The organism is Kriegella aquimaris (assembly GCF_900103215.1).
GTDB lineage: Bacteria > Bacteroidota > Bacteroidia > Flavobacteriales > Flavobacteriaceae > Kriegella > Kriegella aquimaris.
The window spans coordinates 627,419-645,398 of the sequence record NZ_FNGV01000002.1 but is presented as its reverse complement, the minus strand read 5'-3'; the positions used below and the strand labels follow the sequence as shown (position 1 = coordinate 645,398).

Annotated in this window: 15 protein-coding genes; 7 read left to right on the top strand and 8 right to left on the bottom strand. The window is 39.8% G+C overall.

What is annotated here, in order from left to right; translation table 11 throughout:
- Positions 1 to 22 precede the first annotated feature (22 nt).
- The 8 genes from porN to BLS33_RS07815 form a co-directional block, all read right to left on the bottom strand.
- A complete protein-coding gene (gene porN, locus BLS33_RS07850; protein ID WP_089887179.1) occupies positions 23 to 925 on the bottom strand; it encodes a type IX secretion system ring subunit PorN/GldN in 903 nt (300 codons plus the stop codon).
- Positions 926 to 946: 21 nt separating this feature from the next.
- Positions 947 to 2,515 carry a type IX secretion system motor protein PorM/GldM gene (gene porM, locus BLS33_RS07845; protein WP_089887030.1) on the bottom strand — a complete coding sequence of 523 codons (1,569 nt, stop codon included), beginning with the start codon at positions 2,513 to 2,515 and terminating at the stop codon, positions 947 to 949.
- A 52-nt stretch (positions 2,516 to 2,567) separates the two neighbouring features.
- A complete protein-coding gene (gene porL / locus BLS33_RS07840; protein ID WP_089887028.1) occupies positions 2,568 to 3,221 on the bottom strand; it encodes a type IX secretion system motor protein PorL/GldL in 654 nt (217 codons plus the stop codon).
- Positions 3,222 to 3,333: 112 nt separating this feature from the next.
- The gene (gene porK, locus BLS33_RS07835) at positions 3,334 to 4,689 is read right to left on the bottom strand and encodes a T9SS ring complex lipoprotein PorK/GldK (protein ID WP_089887026.1); all 1,356 of its coding nucleotides are present in this window, start codon (positions 4,687 to 4,689) and stop codon (positions 3,334 to 3,336) included.
- Positions 4,690 to 4,812: 123 nt separating this feature from the next.
- Positions 4,813 to 5,976, bottom strand: coding sequence for a formimidoylglutamase (locus tag BLS33_RS07830; protein ID WP_089887024.1), 1,164 nt, complete (start codon positions 5,974 to 5,976; stop codon positions 4,813 to 4,815).
- Positions 5,976 to 8,465, bottom strand: a complete 2,490-nt coding sequence (topA, locus tag BLS33_RS07825; protein WP_089887022.1) for a type I DNA topoisomerase — start codon at positions 8,463 to 8,465, stop codon at positions 5,976 to 5,978. Before topA ends, BLS33_RS07830 begins: the two co-directional genes overlap by 1 nt.
- A 119-nt stretch (positions 8,466 to 8,584) precedes the next feature.
- On the bottom strand, positions 8,585 to 9,835 hold the full coding sequence (locus BLS33_RS07820; protein WP_089887020.1) for an LVIVD repeat-containing protein: 1,251 nt from the start codon (positions 9,833 to 9,835) through the stop codon (positions 8,585 to 8,587).
- A gap of 135 nt (positions 9,836 to 9,970) precedes the next feature.
- Positions 9,971 to 10,633 carry a class I SAM-dependent methyltransferase gene (locus tag BLS33_RS07815; protein ID WP_245731324.1) on the bottom strand — a complete coding sequence of 221 codons (663 nt, stop codon included), beginning with the start codon at positions 10,631 to 10,633 and terminating at the stop codon, positions 9,971 to 9,973.
- A gap of 285 nt (positions 10,634 to 10,918) precedes the next feature.
- Here BLS33_RS07815 and miaB point away from each other — a divergent pair, with 285 nt between their 5' ends.
- The 7 genes from miaB (at position 10,919) to groL (ending at position 17,894) form a co-directional block, all read left to right on the top strand.
- Positions 10,919 to 12,364 (top strand): tRNA (N6-isopentenyl adenosine(37)-C2)-methylthiotransferase MiaB, encoded by a 1,446-nt coding sequence (gene miaB, locus BLS33_RS07810; RefSeq protein ID WP_089887017.1) that lies wholly within the window; start codon positions 10,919 to 10,921, stop codon positions 12,362 to 12,364.
- A gap of 71 nt (positions 12,365 to 12,435) precedes the next feature.
- A complete protein-coding gene (locus BLS33_RS07805; protein ID WP_089887015.1) occupies positions 12,436 to 13,710 on the top strand; it encodes a sigma-54 interaction domain-containing protein in 1,275 nt (424 codons plus the stop codon).
- Positions 13,711 to 13,774: 64 nt separating this feature from the next.
- A complete protein-coding gene (locus BLS33_RS07800; protein ID WP_089887013.1) occupies positions 13,775 to 14,305 on the top strand; it encodes an LptE family protein in 531 nt (176 codons plus the stop codon).
- Between the two features lie 104 nt (positions 14,306 to 14,409).
- Complete coding sequence (locus tag BLS33_RS07795) at positions 14,410 to 15,336, top strand: hypothetical protein (protein WP_089887010.1); 927 nt, start codon at positions 14,410 to 14,412, stop codon at positions 15,334 to 15,336.
- 4 nt (positions 15,337 to 15,340) lie between these two features.
- The gene (gene secG / locus BLS33_RS07790; protein ID WP_089887008.1) at positions 15,341 to 15,715 is read left to right on the top strand and encodes a preprotein translocase subunit SecG; all 375 of its coding nucleotides are present in this window, start codon (positions 15,341 to 15,343) and stop codon (positions 15,713 to 15,715) included.
- A 147-nt stretch (positions 15,716 to 15,862) separates the two neighbouring features.
- Positions 15,863 to 16,141 carry a co-chaperone GroES gene (locus BLS33_RS07785; protein WP_089887006.1) on the top strand — a complete coding sequence of 93 codons (279 nt, stop codon included), beginning with the start codon at positions 15,863 to 15,865 and terminating at the stop codon, positions 16,139 to 16,141.
- Positions 16,142 to 16,253: 112 nt separating this feature from the next.
- Positions 16,254 to 17,894, top strand: a complete 1,641-nt coding sequence (gene groL, locus BLS33_RS07780) for a chaperonin GroEL (RefSeq protein WP_089887004.1) — start codon at positions 16,254 to 16,256, stop codon at positions 17,892 to 17,894.
- Positions 17,895 to 17,980 lie beyond the last annotated feature (86 nt).

Below are 17,980 nucleotides of genomic sequence, written 5' to 3'. Positions count from 1 at the left end.
CGCCTTTCAAATCAGAAACTCATCAATAGGCCCACATATCTTGTTCCCTATCGCGGATGACCTCTTTAATTCGCTTGGACTCCAGTAATTGGAACAAAGAATTATCGGATATATAATCATTGATTACACGGTCACCATGAACATTGTCCTCTCGGTAAATAACACCGTTGAACCGTCTTGCATTCAGCATCATATCAAAAGATAAGGGTTGTGCCGAATTGCGTTGGTTGAACACTTTCGCATCATGCAGCACTTGTCTAGCACCAGGGTACCATACCCAAAACAACTCAACTTTGGCATCCGCAGGATCCATAGAATCGTCATCGATGAAGTTTACATCGGGCGCAACAGGTGCAATACCTAACAAACGATACTTAAGTTCACCTAGGCGCTTATCGAAATACCACATACCCTTGATACGATACTCTTCAATATCGGCAGCTGTCAATTCTCTACGGTTTACATATTCCATAGAAAGTTGTTCTCCCGCATTGATTTGCTCGTATCCAAGATCGGTAGTATCTACTTTCTGTAACGTAGCTGCCAAATCACTGAAATTTCTCTTTTCACTGAAGTATGAGTCTACATATACATCCGTAAGTTTTCCATTTTTGATGTTTTTCATAAAAACATCATATAAGGACCTTCTATCGGCACTAATATCTATAGTGTCGACCGGATAGTATAAAGGAAAGTTGACACGCTCATCAAGATCAATAGTCTCCCAAACGGTCTTTGACCAAAGAATATCTCTGTCGTCAACGTAACCGTATTCTAAGGGAGTATCATTATCAAGCGCTTTCTGAGCTTCCGTTTTCTTGCCAATCTCTTCTGGCTTTTTGGCGTTCAAAATGTTCGCCTGGGCCATTATAGATGCCGGCAATAAGCTAACGGCTCCGATTAATAAAACATTCTTCCAATTCATAATCATTAATTATACTAGTTACTAGTTTGTAAGCTCTATAAAAACGTTTGATACTTTCTTTAATTTATAGCTCTTATTGTTGGTAATATACGCCTGTACGTCAAATATCTGTACAGCATCACCACGCTTGGCTCTTTTCAAGGCAGACTTGGCCCGAGCATCTAATTTATTACCGTTAACCTTAACCGTAGGTTGACCAGGTACTTTAAAGCTAAAACCGCTAACTGCAAGTTTCAAATCAAAGTCAAAATCTTCCAGAATGGCTCCGATAGTCGAAATTTCAAGGTTGTTCCTTGGCATTTTAACGCTACCACTTTCTCCTCGAATCGTACTTGCTGGTCTTGGGATATCTTTAATTCTAAATTCAGATTTAGAAGATACCTTTTGACCGTCTGGCAATGTACCCGAAGCAGTAATGGTAACTGATCTTCCCGTTCCAGGATTCATGATATACTTGCTACCCTCTCTCTTAGAAAGACCGGGAGCAGAAGCACTTACTTTGTTGTTTGGAATTCCAGGTATCGAAATCGACATAGGATTGGCGACACCACGATAAACAACATTCATCTTATCAGCTGCAATCAATGCCGCATTTGGCTTACTGATTGTCGCAAAAGTAGACGAAACAGGTACTTCGGTTCGTTCACCATCTTGCATAAATACCAAGTTACCTTCGATCTTATGATCTCCTGGTGCACCAGCGCTTACCAACAATTTAACCTGACCATCTTTAATCTCATAATCAGAACCTTCGCTCAATTTTCTTCCGTCTAAAGTCAAATTAACTTCGTTCGGTTTGGTTGTAGCATCTTTTCGACCCAAAACAACAGAACCAGAGAACTTTTCGCCCGAATAAAAAGCAGATTTTTCTTGCTCCAATAAGGTTGTATAATTTGTCATGGAAACTTCAGTTGTCAACTGACCCGCCAACATTGATTTCAACGCATCTTCTTCAGTAGACTTGATATCGGCCTGCAATGCAGTCAACTTGGTCAATGAAGCGACCAATGGAAAACCTTCGTATTGATAGTTTATCCAATCTTGCTTGGTTCCATCACGTTTCTCTACTTTGCCATCGGCATCACCAGTTTCAAATCTTGATTTAACAGATGCTTTTACTTCTGCCATATTCTCCGGTAAAATAGCAGAAACCTGCGTACGGTAATCATTGATACGCTTCATGAATTCCTTACCACCTTCAGAAAGATTGTCTCCCTGAAAGAATTTACCGTCAAGATAATCAGACTTGTCCATTACCGTATAATCCGTTGGGTCTTCGACATCTTTCATCATTTCTGACTTTAGACCTTCCAAGTAATCAAAATACTCTTTGGACAACTCTTTTATTTTGGTGGCCTTTTCATAAAGTTCACCAAATTTCTCAGGGTTTTCACCCTTTTTTGTTTCTAGACCACTCAAGAAAGCTAGATTGCTTTCTGATGTCTTTACGTTGGATGTTTCAAGCTTTTCGTTCATTAGACCGAATGCCGCAAGAACTTCCTTACTCATATTCAAGGCCAGCATACAAATGAATACCAGATACATCAGGTTTACCATTTTCTGCCTTGGTGACTGTTTTCCTCCTGCCATGTTTTCTAATTAGGTTTTAATTAATAATTGATTTGGGGTTAACTAAAACTAATTAGTTTCTATTCATAGCGGTCAACATACCACCATATACACCATTCAATGAAGAAAGGTTTGTTGCTAAAGATTCCATTTGATCTTTCAGTGCAGAAGCATTCTGTACAACCTCTTCGTTAACCGAAGCTTGCTTACTGGCGCTTTCTAACTGAACTTTGTACAAGCTGTTCAATGACTCCATTTGTGCAGCGGCTTGAACCATCTCGTCTGAATATTTTTTGGTAGATTCCATTGCATCTACAGTCGGGGCAATACCTTTGGCAGCACCTTCGAAGTTTCTGATACTGGATCCAAGACTTTCCATCAAGTTGGCATCAACACCAGCTTCTTGCAACAATTCATCTAATTTTTTAGACAAAGAAGCTTCAGCTTCCTTCGCTTCGGCAAGTTCGTTGCTTTTCTTTGGAGAAGAAGCACCACCTGCTAATTCTGGATATACCAAAGACCAATCCAACTCATCGTCTAGAGGTTCAAATGCACTGATCGCAAATATCAGAGCTTCAGTAATAAGACCTACCGCAAGCAATAAACCACCTGTAAGAGGGCCAAATTCCCAGTGTAAGATTTTGAATAACGCACCAATAATTACGATAGATGCTCCTAGGCCATAGGCCATGTTAAATAATTTTTTTGTTGATTTTGACTGTGCCATAATTTTAAATTTAATTTAAGGTTCGAAATAATTAAAAAGATTGGGTTAAAATTTGATTTTCCGATTTTTAATCGGTTTGTATTTAATATTTATTCTATTTGTGTATTCTATTTTATTGCGTTGAGTCTTCTTCACCCATGTAATCCTGAACTGTTCTAAAGCCCACGTAGCTACGCGCAGAATCTGCATATTCATAATCTCTGGTACTTACCTGTAGGAAATAAGCAACATCTTTCCAAGAACCACCTCTGATTACTTTTCTTGCATTACTGCCATCACCGATATTGGGGTTCATGGTAGAAACATATTCATATGCGTTGGGATCATAGCTCGAATTTGTCCATTCAGATACATTGCCCGCCATATTATATAAGTTAAAGTCGTTAGGTTCGTATGACTTTGCCTCTACGGTATACAGTGCCGCATCGGCCGCATAATCACCTCGCTGCGGTTTGAAATTGGCCATAAAACAACCTGTATCACTAATTACATAAGGACCTCCCCATGGGTACGTGCCTCCTTCGATACCTCCCCTTGCGGCATATTCCCATTCTGTTTCAGTAGGTAATCTGAACTGATTTACGAATTGTTTGCCACGATTTTTTTGATCATCATTCTTAAATTTTGTTCTCCAGTTACAGAAAGCCTTTGCCTGTTCCCACGAAACACCTACCACAGGATATTCACTATATGCATCATGCCAGAAATAGTCATTGTGCATAGGTTCGTTATACGAGTATTCAAAATCCTTGATCCAAACCGTTGTATCAGGATAGATTTCTAATTCTTCGTGACGGATAAAATCTTTTCTTCGACCACTTCTAGCTCGAGCGGCGGCATCGATATCCATCCAACTATATTTGAATTTTAACTGGGTTACATCGACGGTACGTTGACCATTATAAGATTCTTCTTCAGGAATATATAATGAATCCATTACCTCGGTATAGTATTCATCGGGGTATTCAGAAGTATCCCAGACCAACTCTTCATCTTTATTCAAAGGCCTTCCTTCGTATCCTGTTTCACCCATGCCGGCGTAATTATCCAACATATATTTGTCATAAACCGAAACCTTTGTTGTATCGGCATCTTTAAATGCGTATTCGCCAATACCTCCATCTTCAGGTCCTAAACCAAGTTCATCTGCAAGAATTGCCAATTTAGTTCTGGTAATGGAATCTTTGACCCATTCTACAAACTGACGGTACTCGCTGTTGGTAATCTCGGTGTCGTCCATATAAAAAGAGCGTACCGTTACTGTTTTGGCTGGTGCATTGAGAAGTTTCGCCTGATCTTCTTCACTTTTCCCCATAATGAAAGCGCCTCTGGGGATCAGTTCCATTCCATAGGGTTTTTCGGGGTACCATCTTTTTCCCTTGGCTCCGACAAGTTCTCCCTTTGTCTTAGACCCACAACTCGTGAGCAAAAAAACAAACGCTATAGATAACAACAATAGCTTTTTCATACTTTAGGTTAAATTTCGATTATGGTTATAAACTACGAACACATATATTTATTCTATTCTCTAAAACTACGTTTTGCTTAAATTATTGTATTGAAAGCAATTATACCTTAAAAAATATTTCAATTAATTCAGCCCTTTTTTATAGGCCTTAAACCACCGTTCAGGAATGTTTTGGTTGCATGCTTCCAAATAGTCCTTTTCGGCGCATGGTAATAACGCAGGTGAGTTTATTTTATTATGTTCGGATAGAAGTGAAGGCACTTCAACCCACCACCTTTCGGTTAGCAGGCTTTTGTAGTAGACCAAATGTTCGGTTTCGGTAGGCACTATGTATTTTGTGAAGTCGTCGTTCTTGTCAAGTGGAGATTCTTTTACCCTAAAATTAAACCCTTCAATGAAGTACCAGATTATCTGTGCCATAAGCTGACATGATTGGTTGGCATTCTCCATTTCATAAAGACCAAAGACCATAACTTCTTCGCTTATACCCGCATACCTTGCAATGGCACATATTTCCCGGCCTGTAAATCCATTGGGAGAAAAATTATCTGAAAAACCTACTTCACTGGCCCTAATAGCGCGAACATCCATACTTATGGCATGGGCATTTCTTAATAAAGGTTCTACGGAAGAAATGTCGGATGTGATTTCGCCCAAGCGATAAGCGTCAAAAAAAAGACGTTCCATTAAGTCTAGTTCTTCCTGGGCGTTATAATAACTCTGGTAACCGATATTGGTAAAATTGAAGAGGTTGTTCGGTTTATCAGTAATGATTTTACTCATATACGAGTTAGAGGAAATAAGCTCCTCATCCATGCCAAAATCAAAACGACTATCGATTGCAACTAAATTTATGCGGTCTTTAATTCCGTCGAAAGCACGGTAAACGGCATAAGTAATGTCTTGAGTGGCCCCTAAAACAATAGGTACAATATTCTTTTTTAAAAGATCGGCTACGATTTCTTTAACCACAAAATAGGTGTCCTCTACAGCTTCCCCTTCTTCCACATCACCAATATCGATGATTGAAGAATTCCAATTGCCGAACAACAACTTATATAATTGGATTCGAATTGCCGAAACATCTAATTTTTCGGGCTTTTTTTCGAAGGCATTTCTAGATTCCCTTACCCCAATAAGCGCTACAGACGCATTGTCAAATTTAGGCAAGCCATTATTTGTAGAATGTTTACTAATCTTTCTGCCCAATGCCTGGGTAGGTAATAATTCACAGTGAGCCAATACCTTATCGGCAACGGGAACTAAAAAATCAAATGCTGCGTTCATTATTTACGCTTCGATTTTGCCGTAGTCTTTTTCTTTTTGGGAGTCTTTTTTTCAATGAGGGCCTTTGCTTCTTCCAACGACACCTTTGTAGCATCTACGGATTTAGCAATCTCTACCTTAGTTTTGCCCTTTATAATGTTATGTCTCCCCCATCGAGCCTTTTCAATACGAATACCCTCTTCTGGCCATTCTTGTATCAATTTGTCTATTTCTTTTTGTTTTTTGGCCTCAATCAGTTCTTCAATATCTTGTTGGGAAAGATTGTCAAAATCATATTTCTTGTTCACATTGATGAACATTCCATCCCATTTTATAAAGGGTCCAAAGCGACCGGTACCTTTGGTAACTTCTTTGTCTTCATAATTGGCGATCGGGGCATCTGCCTTTTGTTTTTGCTTGATAAGAGTAATTGCCCTATCGATATCAACATCGAAAGCACTTTCCCCCTTTTCCAAGGAAACAAACTTTTTACCAAAGCGCACGTATGGCCCGAAGCGACCTACATTGGCTTCGACCTCTTCCCCTTCATAAACTCCTAGTTTTCTTGGCAACGTAAACAATTCCATTGCCTCATCATAGGTAATCGTATTCAATGATTGTTCTGGCAAAAGACTTGCAAACACCGGTTTTTCTTCTTCTTCGGCAGTACCCATCTGTACCATAGGACCGAACCTACCCAAGCGTACAGAAACCTGTCTGCCTGATTTTGGATCAGTGCCTAATATACGTTCTCCGCTTGCACGATCGGCATTTTCTTCAACGTCAAGTACAACAGGGTGAAAGTCTTTATAGAAATCTTTCATGACTTTCTGCCAATCTTCGTGCCCCTCGGCAATCTCATCAAAATCTTCTTCGACCTTGGCCGTAAAATTATAATCGAGAATATTCGCAAAATGACTTACCAAAAAGTCATTTACGATGATACCGATATCGGTGGGCACCATTTTTCCCTTATCGGAGCCTATGGTTTCCGTAAGACCTTTTTCTTTTACAGTACCCGACTCTAGTACCAATTGGGCATATTTACGTTCGACACCTTCTACAGAGCCTTTTTCGACATACCCTCTATTCTGAATCGTGGAAATTGTTGGTGCGTAAGTAGATGGTCTACCTATGCCTAATTCTTCCAATTTTTTTACTAGGGAAGCTTCCGTGAACCGGTATGGAGGTCGAGTAAAGCGCTCCGTGGCAGTAATATATTGGTTTAGCAAAGCATCACCTACGGTCATGGCCGGAAGCATTCCTTCTTGCTCCTCAGCGGTATCTTCCTCATCCAGCCCTTCCATATAAACCTTCAAAAAGCCATCGAACTTGATGACCTCTCCATTGGCGGTAAATTCTTCCGAATGTGTACTTGCCTTAATCTTAACATTGGTACGCTCTAACTGGGCGTCGCTCATTTGCGAAGCTATCGTACGTTTCCATATCAGTTCGTATAATTTCGACTGATCACGCTCCAATGAAGGTGACTGTCGGGTCATATCGGTCGGTCGAATGGCTTCATGCGCTTCTTGCGCCCCCTTCGTCTTCCCTTTAAAATTACGTACAGAACTATATTTTTCACCATAATTATCAATGATGGCATCTTTCGCCGCATTGATGGCCTCCCCCGAAAGGTTGACACTATCTGTTCTCATATAAGTTATCAATCCTGCCTCGTACAATCGCTGTGCCACTTGCATGGTGCGACCAACCGAAAAATAAAGTTTTCGGGAAGCCTCTTGTTGCAATGTCGAAGTGGTAAAAGGTGCTGATGGAGATTTCTTAGCCGGTTTTTTATCTAAACTTCCAACCGAAAAATCAGCTCCAATATTTTTTTTCAAAAAACTCTCAGCCTCTTTTTTTGAAGGAAAAGTTTTATTCAGTTTCGCCGTAAAGATATTTCCATCTTCAGTTTTGAACTCAGCAGAAATTTTAAAAGACCCTTCTGGTACAAAGACATCGATATCGCGCTCACGCTCTACTATTAATCTAACAGCCACTGACTGCACCCTACCGGCCGATAGACCTGGTTTGATCTTTTTCCATAATACGGGAGATAGTTGATATCCCACCAATCGATCCAGGACCCTTCGGGCCTGTTGTGCATTTACGAGGTTATAGTTTATTTCCCTTGGGTTCTCAATAGCTTTTTGTATAGCAGACTTCGTAATGGAGTTGAATACGATGCGCTTGGTCTTACTTTTATCCAACCCCAGCGTTTCTACCAAATGCCATGAAATAGCCTCCCCCTCTCGGTCTTCATCACTTGCCAACCATATAGTTTCGGCTTTTGCTGCAAGATCCTTTAGCTTTTTGACCAAAGCTTTTTTGTCTTTATCGACAATATATTTGGGCTCAAAATCATTGTCGACATCTACGCCCAGTTCTTTGGAAGGCAAATCGGCAATATGCCCAAAACTGGACTCTACCTTATAATCCTTTCCTAAAAATTTCTCGATGGTCTTTGCCTTAGCAGGCGACTCTACAATAACTAAATTCTTGGCCATTCATGGTTTTTTGATGCAACAAAAGTAGTTGAATTTTTTAATTTGTTGCTACACCATATATATATGTATAAAAAAACGCCCTATTTCAGTAGGGCGTTTCAATCGATATTTTTAGAGATTTAATTCAGCTGCAATGTGCTTATCAACTTGATATCTTTCTCAAGATAAGCGTATTGATAAAGTACTTCATCACCGACCATGAGCAGGTTATCATTTAAAGGTATGACATCAAATGTATTGATGTTTTTGAAATGATTTAGAGCTATCAAATCATCAACGTTTGTTTTATCGTAAACTTTCAATCCCGAATCACCATCACAAACAAATAACTTCTCATCTTTTATACCGAGCCCATAAGGCCCATCCATGGCATAGCTCACTTTCAGCTCAGGCTGTGATATATTGGAAATATCAATAATAAACAGTCCACTTTCGGTGGCACCACATTGGTTGCCTCCCCTAAGGGTAACATAGGCATAGTCACCATCGACGACCACGGGATCACAGGCAGTGCCGTGTTGAAATTCAGAAACCAGGGCAGGAGTTGCCGGCGAAGCGATATCATATATATACATACCACGCATACTACCCAAGAACAAATAATGCCCCTGATTAAAAATAGTTTCAATATCGAACCCGGCATACACATCTTCTAGATCTTCAGGGTTTTCTAAATCAGCGATGTTAAAAATATTGATGTTATGACTGTCTACGGCATAAAGAAAGTCATCCACTATTTTAAACCGTGCCAAAGAACCACCTTGACCTACTGATACATCATTGGCCGCCTCTGCAAAGAGAACATCATCCATTCTATTAACAAACTGACTTTCATATTCCTCAATCGAGCGCCTTTCGGTTACCACTTCCCACCCAACAATCATTTCATTTTCATAATCAATGTCTTCCCATTCAAAAAAATCAGCTTCCGAAGGCCAGACTACATTATCCCTTAGTACATTTTCCAACCTGTTGACTACCGTAATATCATTGAGGTTCGAGATATCAAGTACAATTAAATCGGTAAGACTATCGGCATATAAATAGTTGTCTTTTACCGAAATATCGACATTGCCGGCAATTTTGATAAAAGAAACCTTTTTCGGATTCTTAGGATCACTATTGTCAATAACATGCACGCCCCTAAACTTGTCATTTACAAAAATGTAGTTTTGATAAGCGTAAATTTTTCCTGAATTCTCAATAGGCAAGGGCGGCATAATATCGACACTATTCTTGAATTCGGTCTTGGAAATTTTCAATGGGCGGGCCACTTGATAATCGGCATATTTACCTTGGTCTTCGTTTTTATCACAAGAAACGAACAGCAACGCGCCAATGAACAGTAGCAGCAGCATTTTGTTTTTCATAACTCTTTTAAATGTGGGGTTACATACCATCAAGATGTCAAAACTCAACTGAAGTTGCGTCAACTCAAGACAAAAAACAAATTTCCATTTTGAACCAGATGATTGTCACATGGCTATTATTTAAAATATTCTAAATCAAAAGTTTTGATAGACCGTAGTGGATATCTGGCTTCGCTGTCTAAAACCTATTGTCACAAGTTTTTCTTCTTTTATAGGATTCAAATAAAAAGGAGCCTCGGTCAATACCACTCCACTTTTTTTCCCCAACCGAATATCATAATCCGTTGATTTATTTATGTTAGGAATGAATTGGGAAAAAGGTAGGTGCTCGGTAACTACAAGAAAACGGTATTTTCTCAGTTTCGGCATAAGGGTCAAAATTTCTTCATTTGACAAGTGCTGCAACACTTGACGCACGATAGCGCAATCTCCTTCGGGAAGTTCATCTTGAATAATATCAAGGCAATGAAATGTCAACTTATCTTCGTTAAAAATGGTTTTATTTCGCTTTATTAAAGCATCGACAACATCGATTCCGACATACCGTTTTGAGAAAGGCACCAATTGTCGCCCCACATTAAAATCTCCACAACCCAAATCGCAAACAACCAATTTTTCGTCAAAAGAGGCTAGCCATTTCGTAATTGAACGCACATAAGGTTTCACTATTTTTTGCTTATGTGAACCCGAACCCGAATAAAAAGGTTCATTTTTACCTCCCCAAAGATTCTCTTTGTAGATAAGTGACATCACCTCCTTAACAGTATTCTCTTTTTGTTCCATATTATTTTCCGGCATAGAAAAACGTGGTATTTAATATTTCAATAAGCACCGTGCCAATCAAAAGGAAATAAATTTCGAGGTAATTTAATCATTACCCTTAACAAGGCTTGTTAATTATTCCCGAATGCCCATAAAGCCGACAGTTTAACCAAAATTTATAACTGCCATATTGTCACTATCTTAGAATAAGCATTATCTTTGTCTCCCCTAAACGCATTCTTTTATGCGTGTGGAGTTAGACTAAAGTAGAAATAACAAATGTCTTTTCGGGGAATTAAATTGACAGGAAACAGGTTTTAAATGGAGAAAACGATAGACGAGTCTTTACAAGGATCTATACTCACCTTGAAAGAAAACAAAAAAAACGACCGGAAGCTTTATATCGAAAGTTACGGATGCCAAATGAATTTTTCCGACAGTGAAATAGTTGCATCGATTCTAGCCAAAGAAGGTTTCAATACGACTCAAAATCTCGAAGATGCCGATCTCGTTTTAGTGAATACCTGCTCCATTCGAGAAAAAGCAGAGCTTACCGTTCGTAAACGACTGGAAAAATTCAATGCAATAAAGAGACACAGACCCCATTTAAAAGTCGGTGTTTTAGGCTGTATGGCCGAACGCCTGAAGAGTCAACTTCTCGAAGAAGAGAAAATTGTGGACATGGTCGTGGGGCCAGATGCTTACAAAGACCTCCCCAATCTTGTTCAAGAGATCGATGAAGGCAGAAATGCCGTCAATGTACTTCTCTCTAAAGAAGAAACCTATGGTGATGTTGCCCCGGTACGTTTAAATTCGAACGGGGTTACCGCTTTCGTATCCATCACAAGGGGCTGCGACAACATGTGTACTTTTTGCGTCGTACCCTTTACGCGTGGGCGCGAACGTAGCCGTGACCCGCAGTCTATTATCGGCGAAGTAAACGATTTATGGAACAAAGGTTTTCGTGAAATAACCTTATTGGGACAAAATGTGGACAGTTACCTATGGTATGGCGGAGGATTAAAAAAGGGTTTCGATAAAGCCACCGATATGCAAAAGGCCACATCGGTAACTTTTGCCCAATTACTAGAACTAGTCGCCCTCGCACAACCAAAGATGCGCATTCGCTTTTCGACGTCAAACCCACAAGACCTGACGCTAGACGTAATTCATACCATGGCGAAGCACAAAAACATCTGCAAGCATATTCATCTTCCGGTGCAAAGCGGAAGCAATCGAATTCTTAAGGAAATGAATCGTTTGCACACACGTGAAGAATACTTTGAGCTTATCGATAACATCAAAAAAATAATTCCTGATTGTGGCATCTCGCAAGACATGATTATTGGTTTTCCTACCGAGACAGAAGAAGATCATAAAGACACCCTTTCTTTAATGGAATATGTGAAGTATGATTTCGGGTATATGTTCTCGTATTCCGAAAGGCCCGGAACCATGGCGGCCAGAAAACTTGAAGATGATGTTCCTGAAGAAATTAAAAAACGAAGGTTATCGGAAGTAATCGCATTGCAGAGAGCACATTGTCAAGAAAGAACCCAAGGAAACATCGGACAGGTTCAGGAAGTGCTTATTGAAGGCGCTTCGAAGAAATCAGATGCCCACTGGATGGGTCGCAATTCACATAATACGGTCGCCGTATTCCCAAAAGAAAACTATAAAGTAGGTGAATTTGTCAACGTAAAGATGCTCCATTGTACTTCGGCCACCCTGATTGGTGAAGCAGTGGGCTATTCTGAAAATAATTAAGCGTTTCATTATCTTATTTAAATTAAAGAGAGCTCCTGCAGCTATCTAAAACTAAGGGGACAGAGAAATAAATGGAATCTATACAAGCCATAAAACAACGTTTTGAAATCATCGGTAACGATGTAAAGCTAAATCGTGCAATTGAAAAGGCAATGCAAGTCGCACCTACCGATATCTCAGTTTTGGTAACGGGTGAGAGTGGTGTTGGCAAAGAGGCCATACCCAAAATCATTCATGCACTTTCGCACCGTAAGCATGCAAAGTATATCGCTGTGAACTGCGGCGCGATTCCAGAGGGCACGATAGATAGTGAACTTTTTGGCCACGAAAAAGGAGCCTTCACCGGGGCAACCCAAACCCGTAGTGGTTATTTTGAGGTCGCCGATGGTGGCACCATTTTTTTAGATGAGGTGGGCGAACTTCCCTTGACTACCCAAGTACGCCTACTTCGAGTTTTAGAGAATGGTGAATTTTTAAAAGTTGGATCTTCCCAAACACAAAAAACCAATGTACGTATTGTAGCCGCCACTAATGTAAATATGTTCGAGGCGATTAAAAAGGAAAAATTCAGGGAAGACCTGTACTATCGCTTGAGCACTGTTGAAATCAATATTCCGCCGCTACGCGAACGCCGGGATGACATTCATCTCTTATTTCGGAAATTTGCTTCCGATTTTGGACAGAAATACAAAATGCCCACACTTCGTTTAGACGATGATGCCGTTCAAATATTGTCAAAATACCGCTGGCCAGGAAACATCCGTCAGCTTCGAAACATTGCAGAGCAGATATCGGTATTAGAAAAAGGCCGATCTATTTCGGCATTTACCCTGAATAGTTATTTACCCAATTCACAAGGCTCCAACTTACCAGCAGTCATTGGTCGTGAAAAAAAAGAAAGCGATTTCACCAACGAACGCGAAATACTCTACAAGGTATTGTTCGATATGAAAGGCGATCTTAACGACCTTAAAAAACTGACCTTGGAGTTACTAAAGAACAATGACTCTCAAAAGGTACAGGAAGAAAATGAAAACTTGATTCAAAAAATTTATGGTAATAACGGGGAAGAAATAGAAGAGGAACAAAATTCAGACACTACTATGGAAGTGATGCGGCTTCCCGAACACGATAGAGAAAAGGCAGTACCTAAAGCACCCCAAGAGGACAAATATCATTTTGCCGAAGAAATACAAGAAGAGGAAACCCTATCTTTACAAGATAAAGAAATAGAGCTTATTAAAAAATCGTTGGAGCGTAATCGTGGAAAACGAAAAGCCGCCGCAGCGGAACTTGGTATTTCAGAACGAACGCTTTATCGAAAAATTAAACAATATGATCTTTAAAATCGGCTTCATGTATGTTTCCGATTTTGGTCATCTTCAACTAATACAAACCCAAGTCTTTTAAATGACAAAAAAATTGAATAAATTAAAAAACTTGATTGTCTTTTGTCTACCCCTTTTTTTACTTTGGGGCTGTGGCATTTATAATTTCACTGGTGGTAATGTAGGCACGGCAACCTCTTTTACGGTACCCACTTTTCAGAACTATGCTTCGCAAAGTCCTGGATCGACTTTCGAACCTGGCCTTGAACGAGATTTCACCTTGGCCTTACAAGACAGAATATTGAACCAGACCAATCTAGATTTGACCCCGAGTAACGGTGATTTATTATACGAAGGTGAAATAATCGAATATCGCATATCGCCGATGTCGGCTACGGCCCAACAGACGGCTGCCCAGAATAGGCTAACCATGGCAGTTAAAGTAAGGTTTTATAATAAAACAAAAGAAGATGCCGATTTTGACCAGCGTTTTTCTTTTTTTTATGATTATCCAGCAGCATCGCAATTATCATCGGTTAAAGACGAAGCGCTGCAAGTTATTTTTGAACGGATAACTCAAGATATTTTTAATGCCTCACTTGCCGATTGGTAGAAGCATTTTGAGGTTTTACAATAGCGAAAACATATGAATTCTTAAAATGTGCCATACCTCATCATAGTGTTACAAACTAAATAAGGAAGCAACCAGTAGTATAAATGAAAGTACAAGACTTCACATATCTCTTGCAAAACCCCAATAAAGTAGTCTCCCCAGTTCAGACCAAACACTTGGAAGATATTCTTGAGGAGTACCCATACTTTCAAGCCGCAAAAGCGCTACATTTAAAAGGACTCAAGAATCTGAATAGCTTTAAATACAACAAGGCACTCAAGATTACCGCGGCCTACACAACAGATCGCGACATTCTTTTTGATTTCATCACTTCCGACGAATTTTTACAAAACAGCATTGCCGACACTATTGCCGGCAAAACCACTCCTTTGGTTGACCAAGAAATTATTTCAGAGGAAATTGTAACTGTACCAGAAAACGCTCCAGCGACCACAGCATCGACCGAGCCCCAAATATCGCTGACTCCCGAGGATGCAGAGCAAATTCTAGACCCAAAACTTTTCAAGTCGAAAGATCCGGAAATAGATAAAAAACTGGCCGAAGAATCAAAGGCCAAACAGCAGTTACAAATAGGCAAGCCACTGCCCTTTACCAAAAAGGAAAAATATTCTTTTGCCGAATGGCTTCAGTTAACTTCACCCAAGGCAATACAACGAAATAAGGAAGAAAACGCTGCAACTTCCGACAAAGAAGAAAAACAATTCACGCTAGAGGAAGAGGTCTTAAAAAAGAAAAAGTTCGAGTTAATCGACAAGTTCATTGAAGACAATCCGAAAATAGCACCTATTGCCAAAGAAGACCCTTACCCCAAAATAGATATCAAGCCTTCAATCGAACTTCATAAAAAAGAGCTGATGACTGAGACGCTCGCCAAGGTCTATTTGGAACAAAAAAAGTATAAAAAGGCTATTCAATCCTATAAAATTTTAAGTTTGAAATATCCGGAAAAAAGTGGTTTCTTTGCAGACCGTATTCGAGCGGTGGAAAAATTACAGAAAGAAAACAAATAATATAATGAGTACCTTTTCAATATTCTTAATTCTTATAATCGTCGTATGTTTCCTTTTGGTCTTGGTCATTATGGTTCAAAACCCTAAAGGCGGCGGCTTATCATCTTCGTTTGGCGGAGGTGGCAGTCAAGTAGTTGGCGGTGTAAAAAAGACAGGTGACTTTTTAGATAAAAGTACATGGACCTTGGCTACTCTTCTTGTTGTTTTGATTTTGGCTTCCAATATTGCCCTTAAAGGTAATTTTGGCGATGCTGATTCTAAACTCTTACAAGGGGGCGATGATATTGAAACTACAGTTCCTGAAACCGTACCCGAAACGGTTCCTCAAGAAGTTCCGGCACCGGCAAGTAATGATGCCGATCCGACCGATAGTCAATAATCAATTACAAATATCATATCAAAATGCCAGCCAAAATGACAAGCTGGCATTTTTGCGTTAACAATATGTCAGTTTTCGCATCATGGCATAATTTCTGTCAATGCATACGTGGAATTATTAAAAATCAATTTTAAAATTTAAATTAATATGGCTAAAGTTAAGATTAAACCATTGGCAGATCGGGTTCTTATTGAACCTATGGCAGCCGAAACCAAAACGGCATCTGGCATCTATATTCCTGACACTGCAAAGGAAAAACCCCAACAAGGCAAAATTGTTGCTGTTGGACCCGGAACCAAAGATGAAAAGGTGACGGTAAAAGTAGGGGATACCGTTTTATACGGAAAGTATGCCGGTACCGAGCTTAAATTGGAAGGCACCGATTATCTTATGATGCGCGAAAGTGATGTTTTGGCGATTATTTAAACTATTTTAATTGTTCCCATAAATCTTGATAGCCATCAAGAGGGAATCCCAAAAACTTAAGATTAATTAAAACAAGTTCTCGTCAACACGAGAATGAAAATGAAAATTTATTATGGCAAAAGACATAAAATTTGATATCGATGCACGCGACGGCCTTAGAAGAGGTGTCGATGCATTGGCAAACGCAGTAAAAGTCACTTTAGGACCCAAGGGAAGAAACGTAATTATTAGCAAATCTTTTGGAGCACCACAAGTCACCAAAGATGGGGTGACCGTTGCAAAAGAAATAGAATTGGCAGACGCCCTTGAGAACATGGGTGCTCAAATGGTAAAAGAAGTTGCTTCAAAAACCAATGACTTGGCCGGTGACGGAACCACAACTGCCACCGTATTGGCACAAGCCATCGTTAAAGAAGGATTGAAAAACGTTGCTGCAGGTGCAAATCCAATGGATTTGAAAAGAGGTATCGACAAAGCCGTTGAGGCGATTGTAGCAGACCTTGGCAAACAAGCCAAAAAAGTTGGAGATTCTTCCGAGAAAATAAAACAAGTAGCTTCTATATCTTCGAATAACGATGAAGTTATCGGTGAACTTATCGCTGAGGCTTTTGGAAAAGTAGGTAAAGAAGGTGTTATTACTGTTGAAGAAGCCAAAGGAACCGATACTTATGTAGACGTTGTTGAAGGTATGCAATTCGATCGTGGTTATCTTTCTCCTTATTTTGTTACCGATTCTGAAAAAATGACTGCAGATTTGGAGAACCCATACATCTTGTTGTTTGACAAGAAGATTTCTTCAATGAAAGATTTGCTTCCTGTTTTAGAGCCCGTAGCTCAATCAGGTAAGCCATTGTTGATTATCGCTGAAGATGTTGATGGTGAAGCACTAGCTACTTTGGTAGTAAATAAATTAAGAGGGTCTTTGAAAATAGCAGCTGTAAAAGCTCCAGGTTTTGGAGATCGAAGAAAAGCCATGTTGGAAGACATCGCTATCTTGACCAAAGGTACTGTAATCTCAGAGGAAAGAGGGTTCTCACTTGACAATACAACTATCGACATGTTGGGTACTTGTGAAAAAGTAACTATCGACAAAGACAATACGACTATTGTTAACGGTGGCGGTGTTGCAAAAGACATTAAGTCTCGTGTTAATCAAATCAAATCGCAAATCGAAACTACTACTTCTGATTACGATAAGGAAAAACTACAAGAGCGTTTGGCCAAATTGGCCGGTGGTGTTGCCGTACTTTATGTAGGAGCAGCTTCTGAAGTTGAAATGAAAGAGAAGAAAGACCGTGTTGATGATGCCCTACACTCTACTAGAGCTGCCGTTGAAGAAGGTATTGTTGCTGGTGGTGGTGTTGCATTGCTAAGAGCCAAATCGGTACTTTCAAAGGTGAAAGTAGAAAATGCTGATGAGGAAACAGGTTTACAAATCGTTGCCAAAGCTATCGAATCTCCAATTAGGACTATCGTAAGCAACGCAGGTGGTGAAGGATCTGTAGTGGTTGCAAAAATTCTAGATGGTAAAGGAGATTTTGGTTATGACGCCAAATCCGAGACCTATGTTGATATGCTAAAAGCAGGTATAATCGATCCTAAAAAAGTGACTCGAATAGCTTTAGAAAATGCTGCATCTGTTGCTGGTATGATCTTAACTACCGAATGTGCTTTGACCGACATTAAGGAGGAAGCTCCTGCTGGCGGTGGTGGACACGCCCATGGCGGCGGCGGTATGCCCGGAATGATGTAATTCAAGTATAAATTATACTTACAATTTAAAACCGCCATGGAATGTCCATGGCGGTTTTTATTTTTTAGCGAGATTTGCGATTCAGG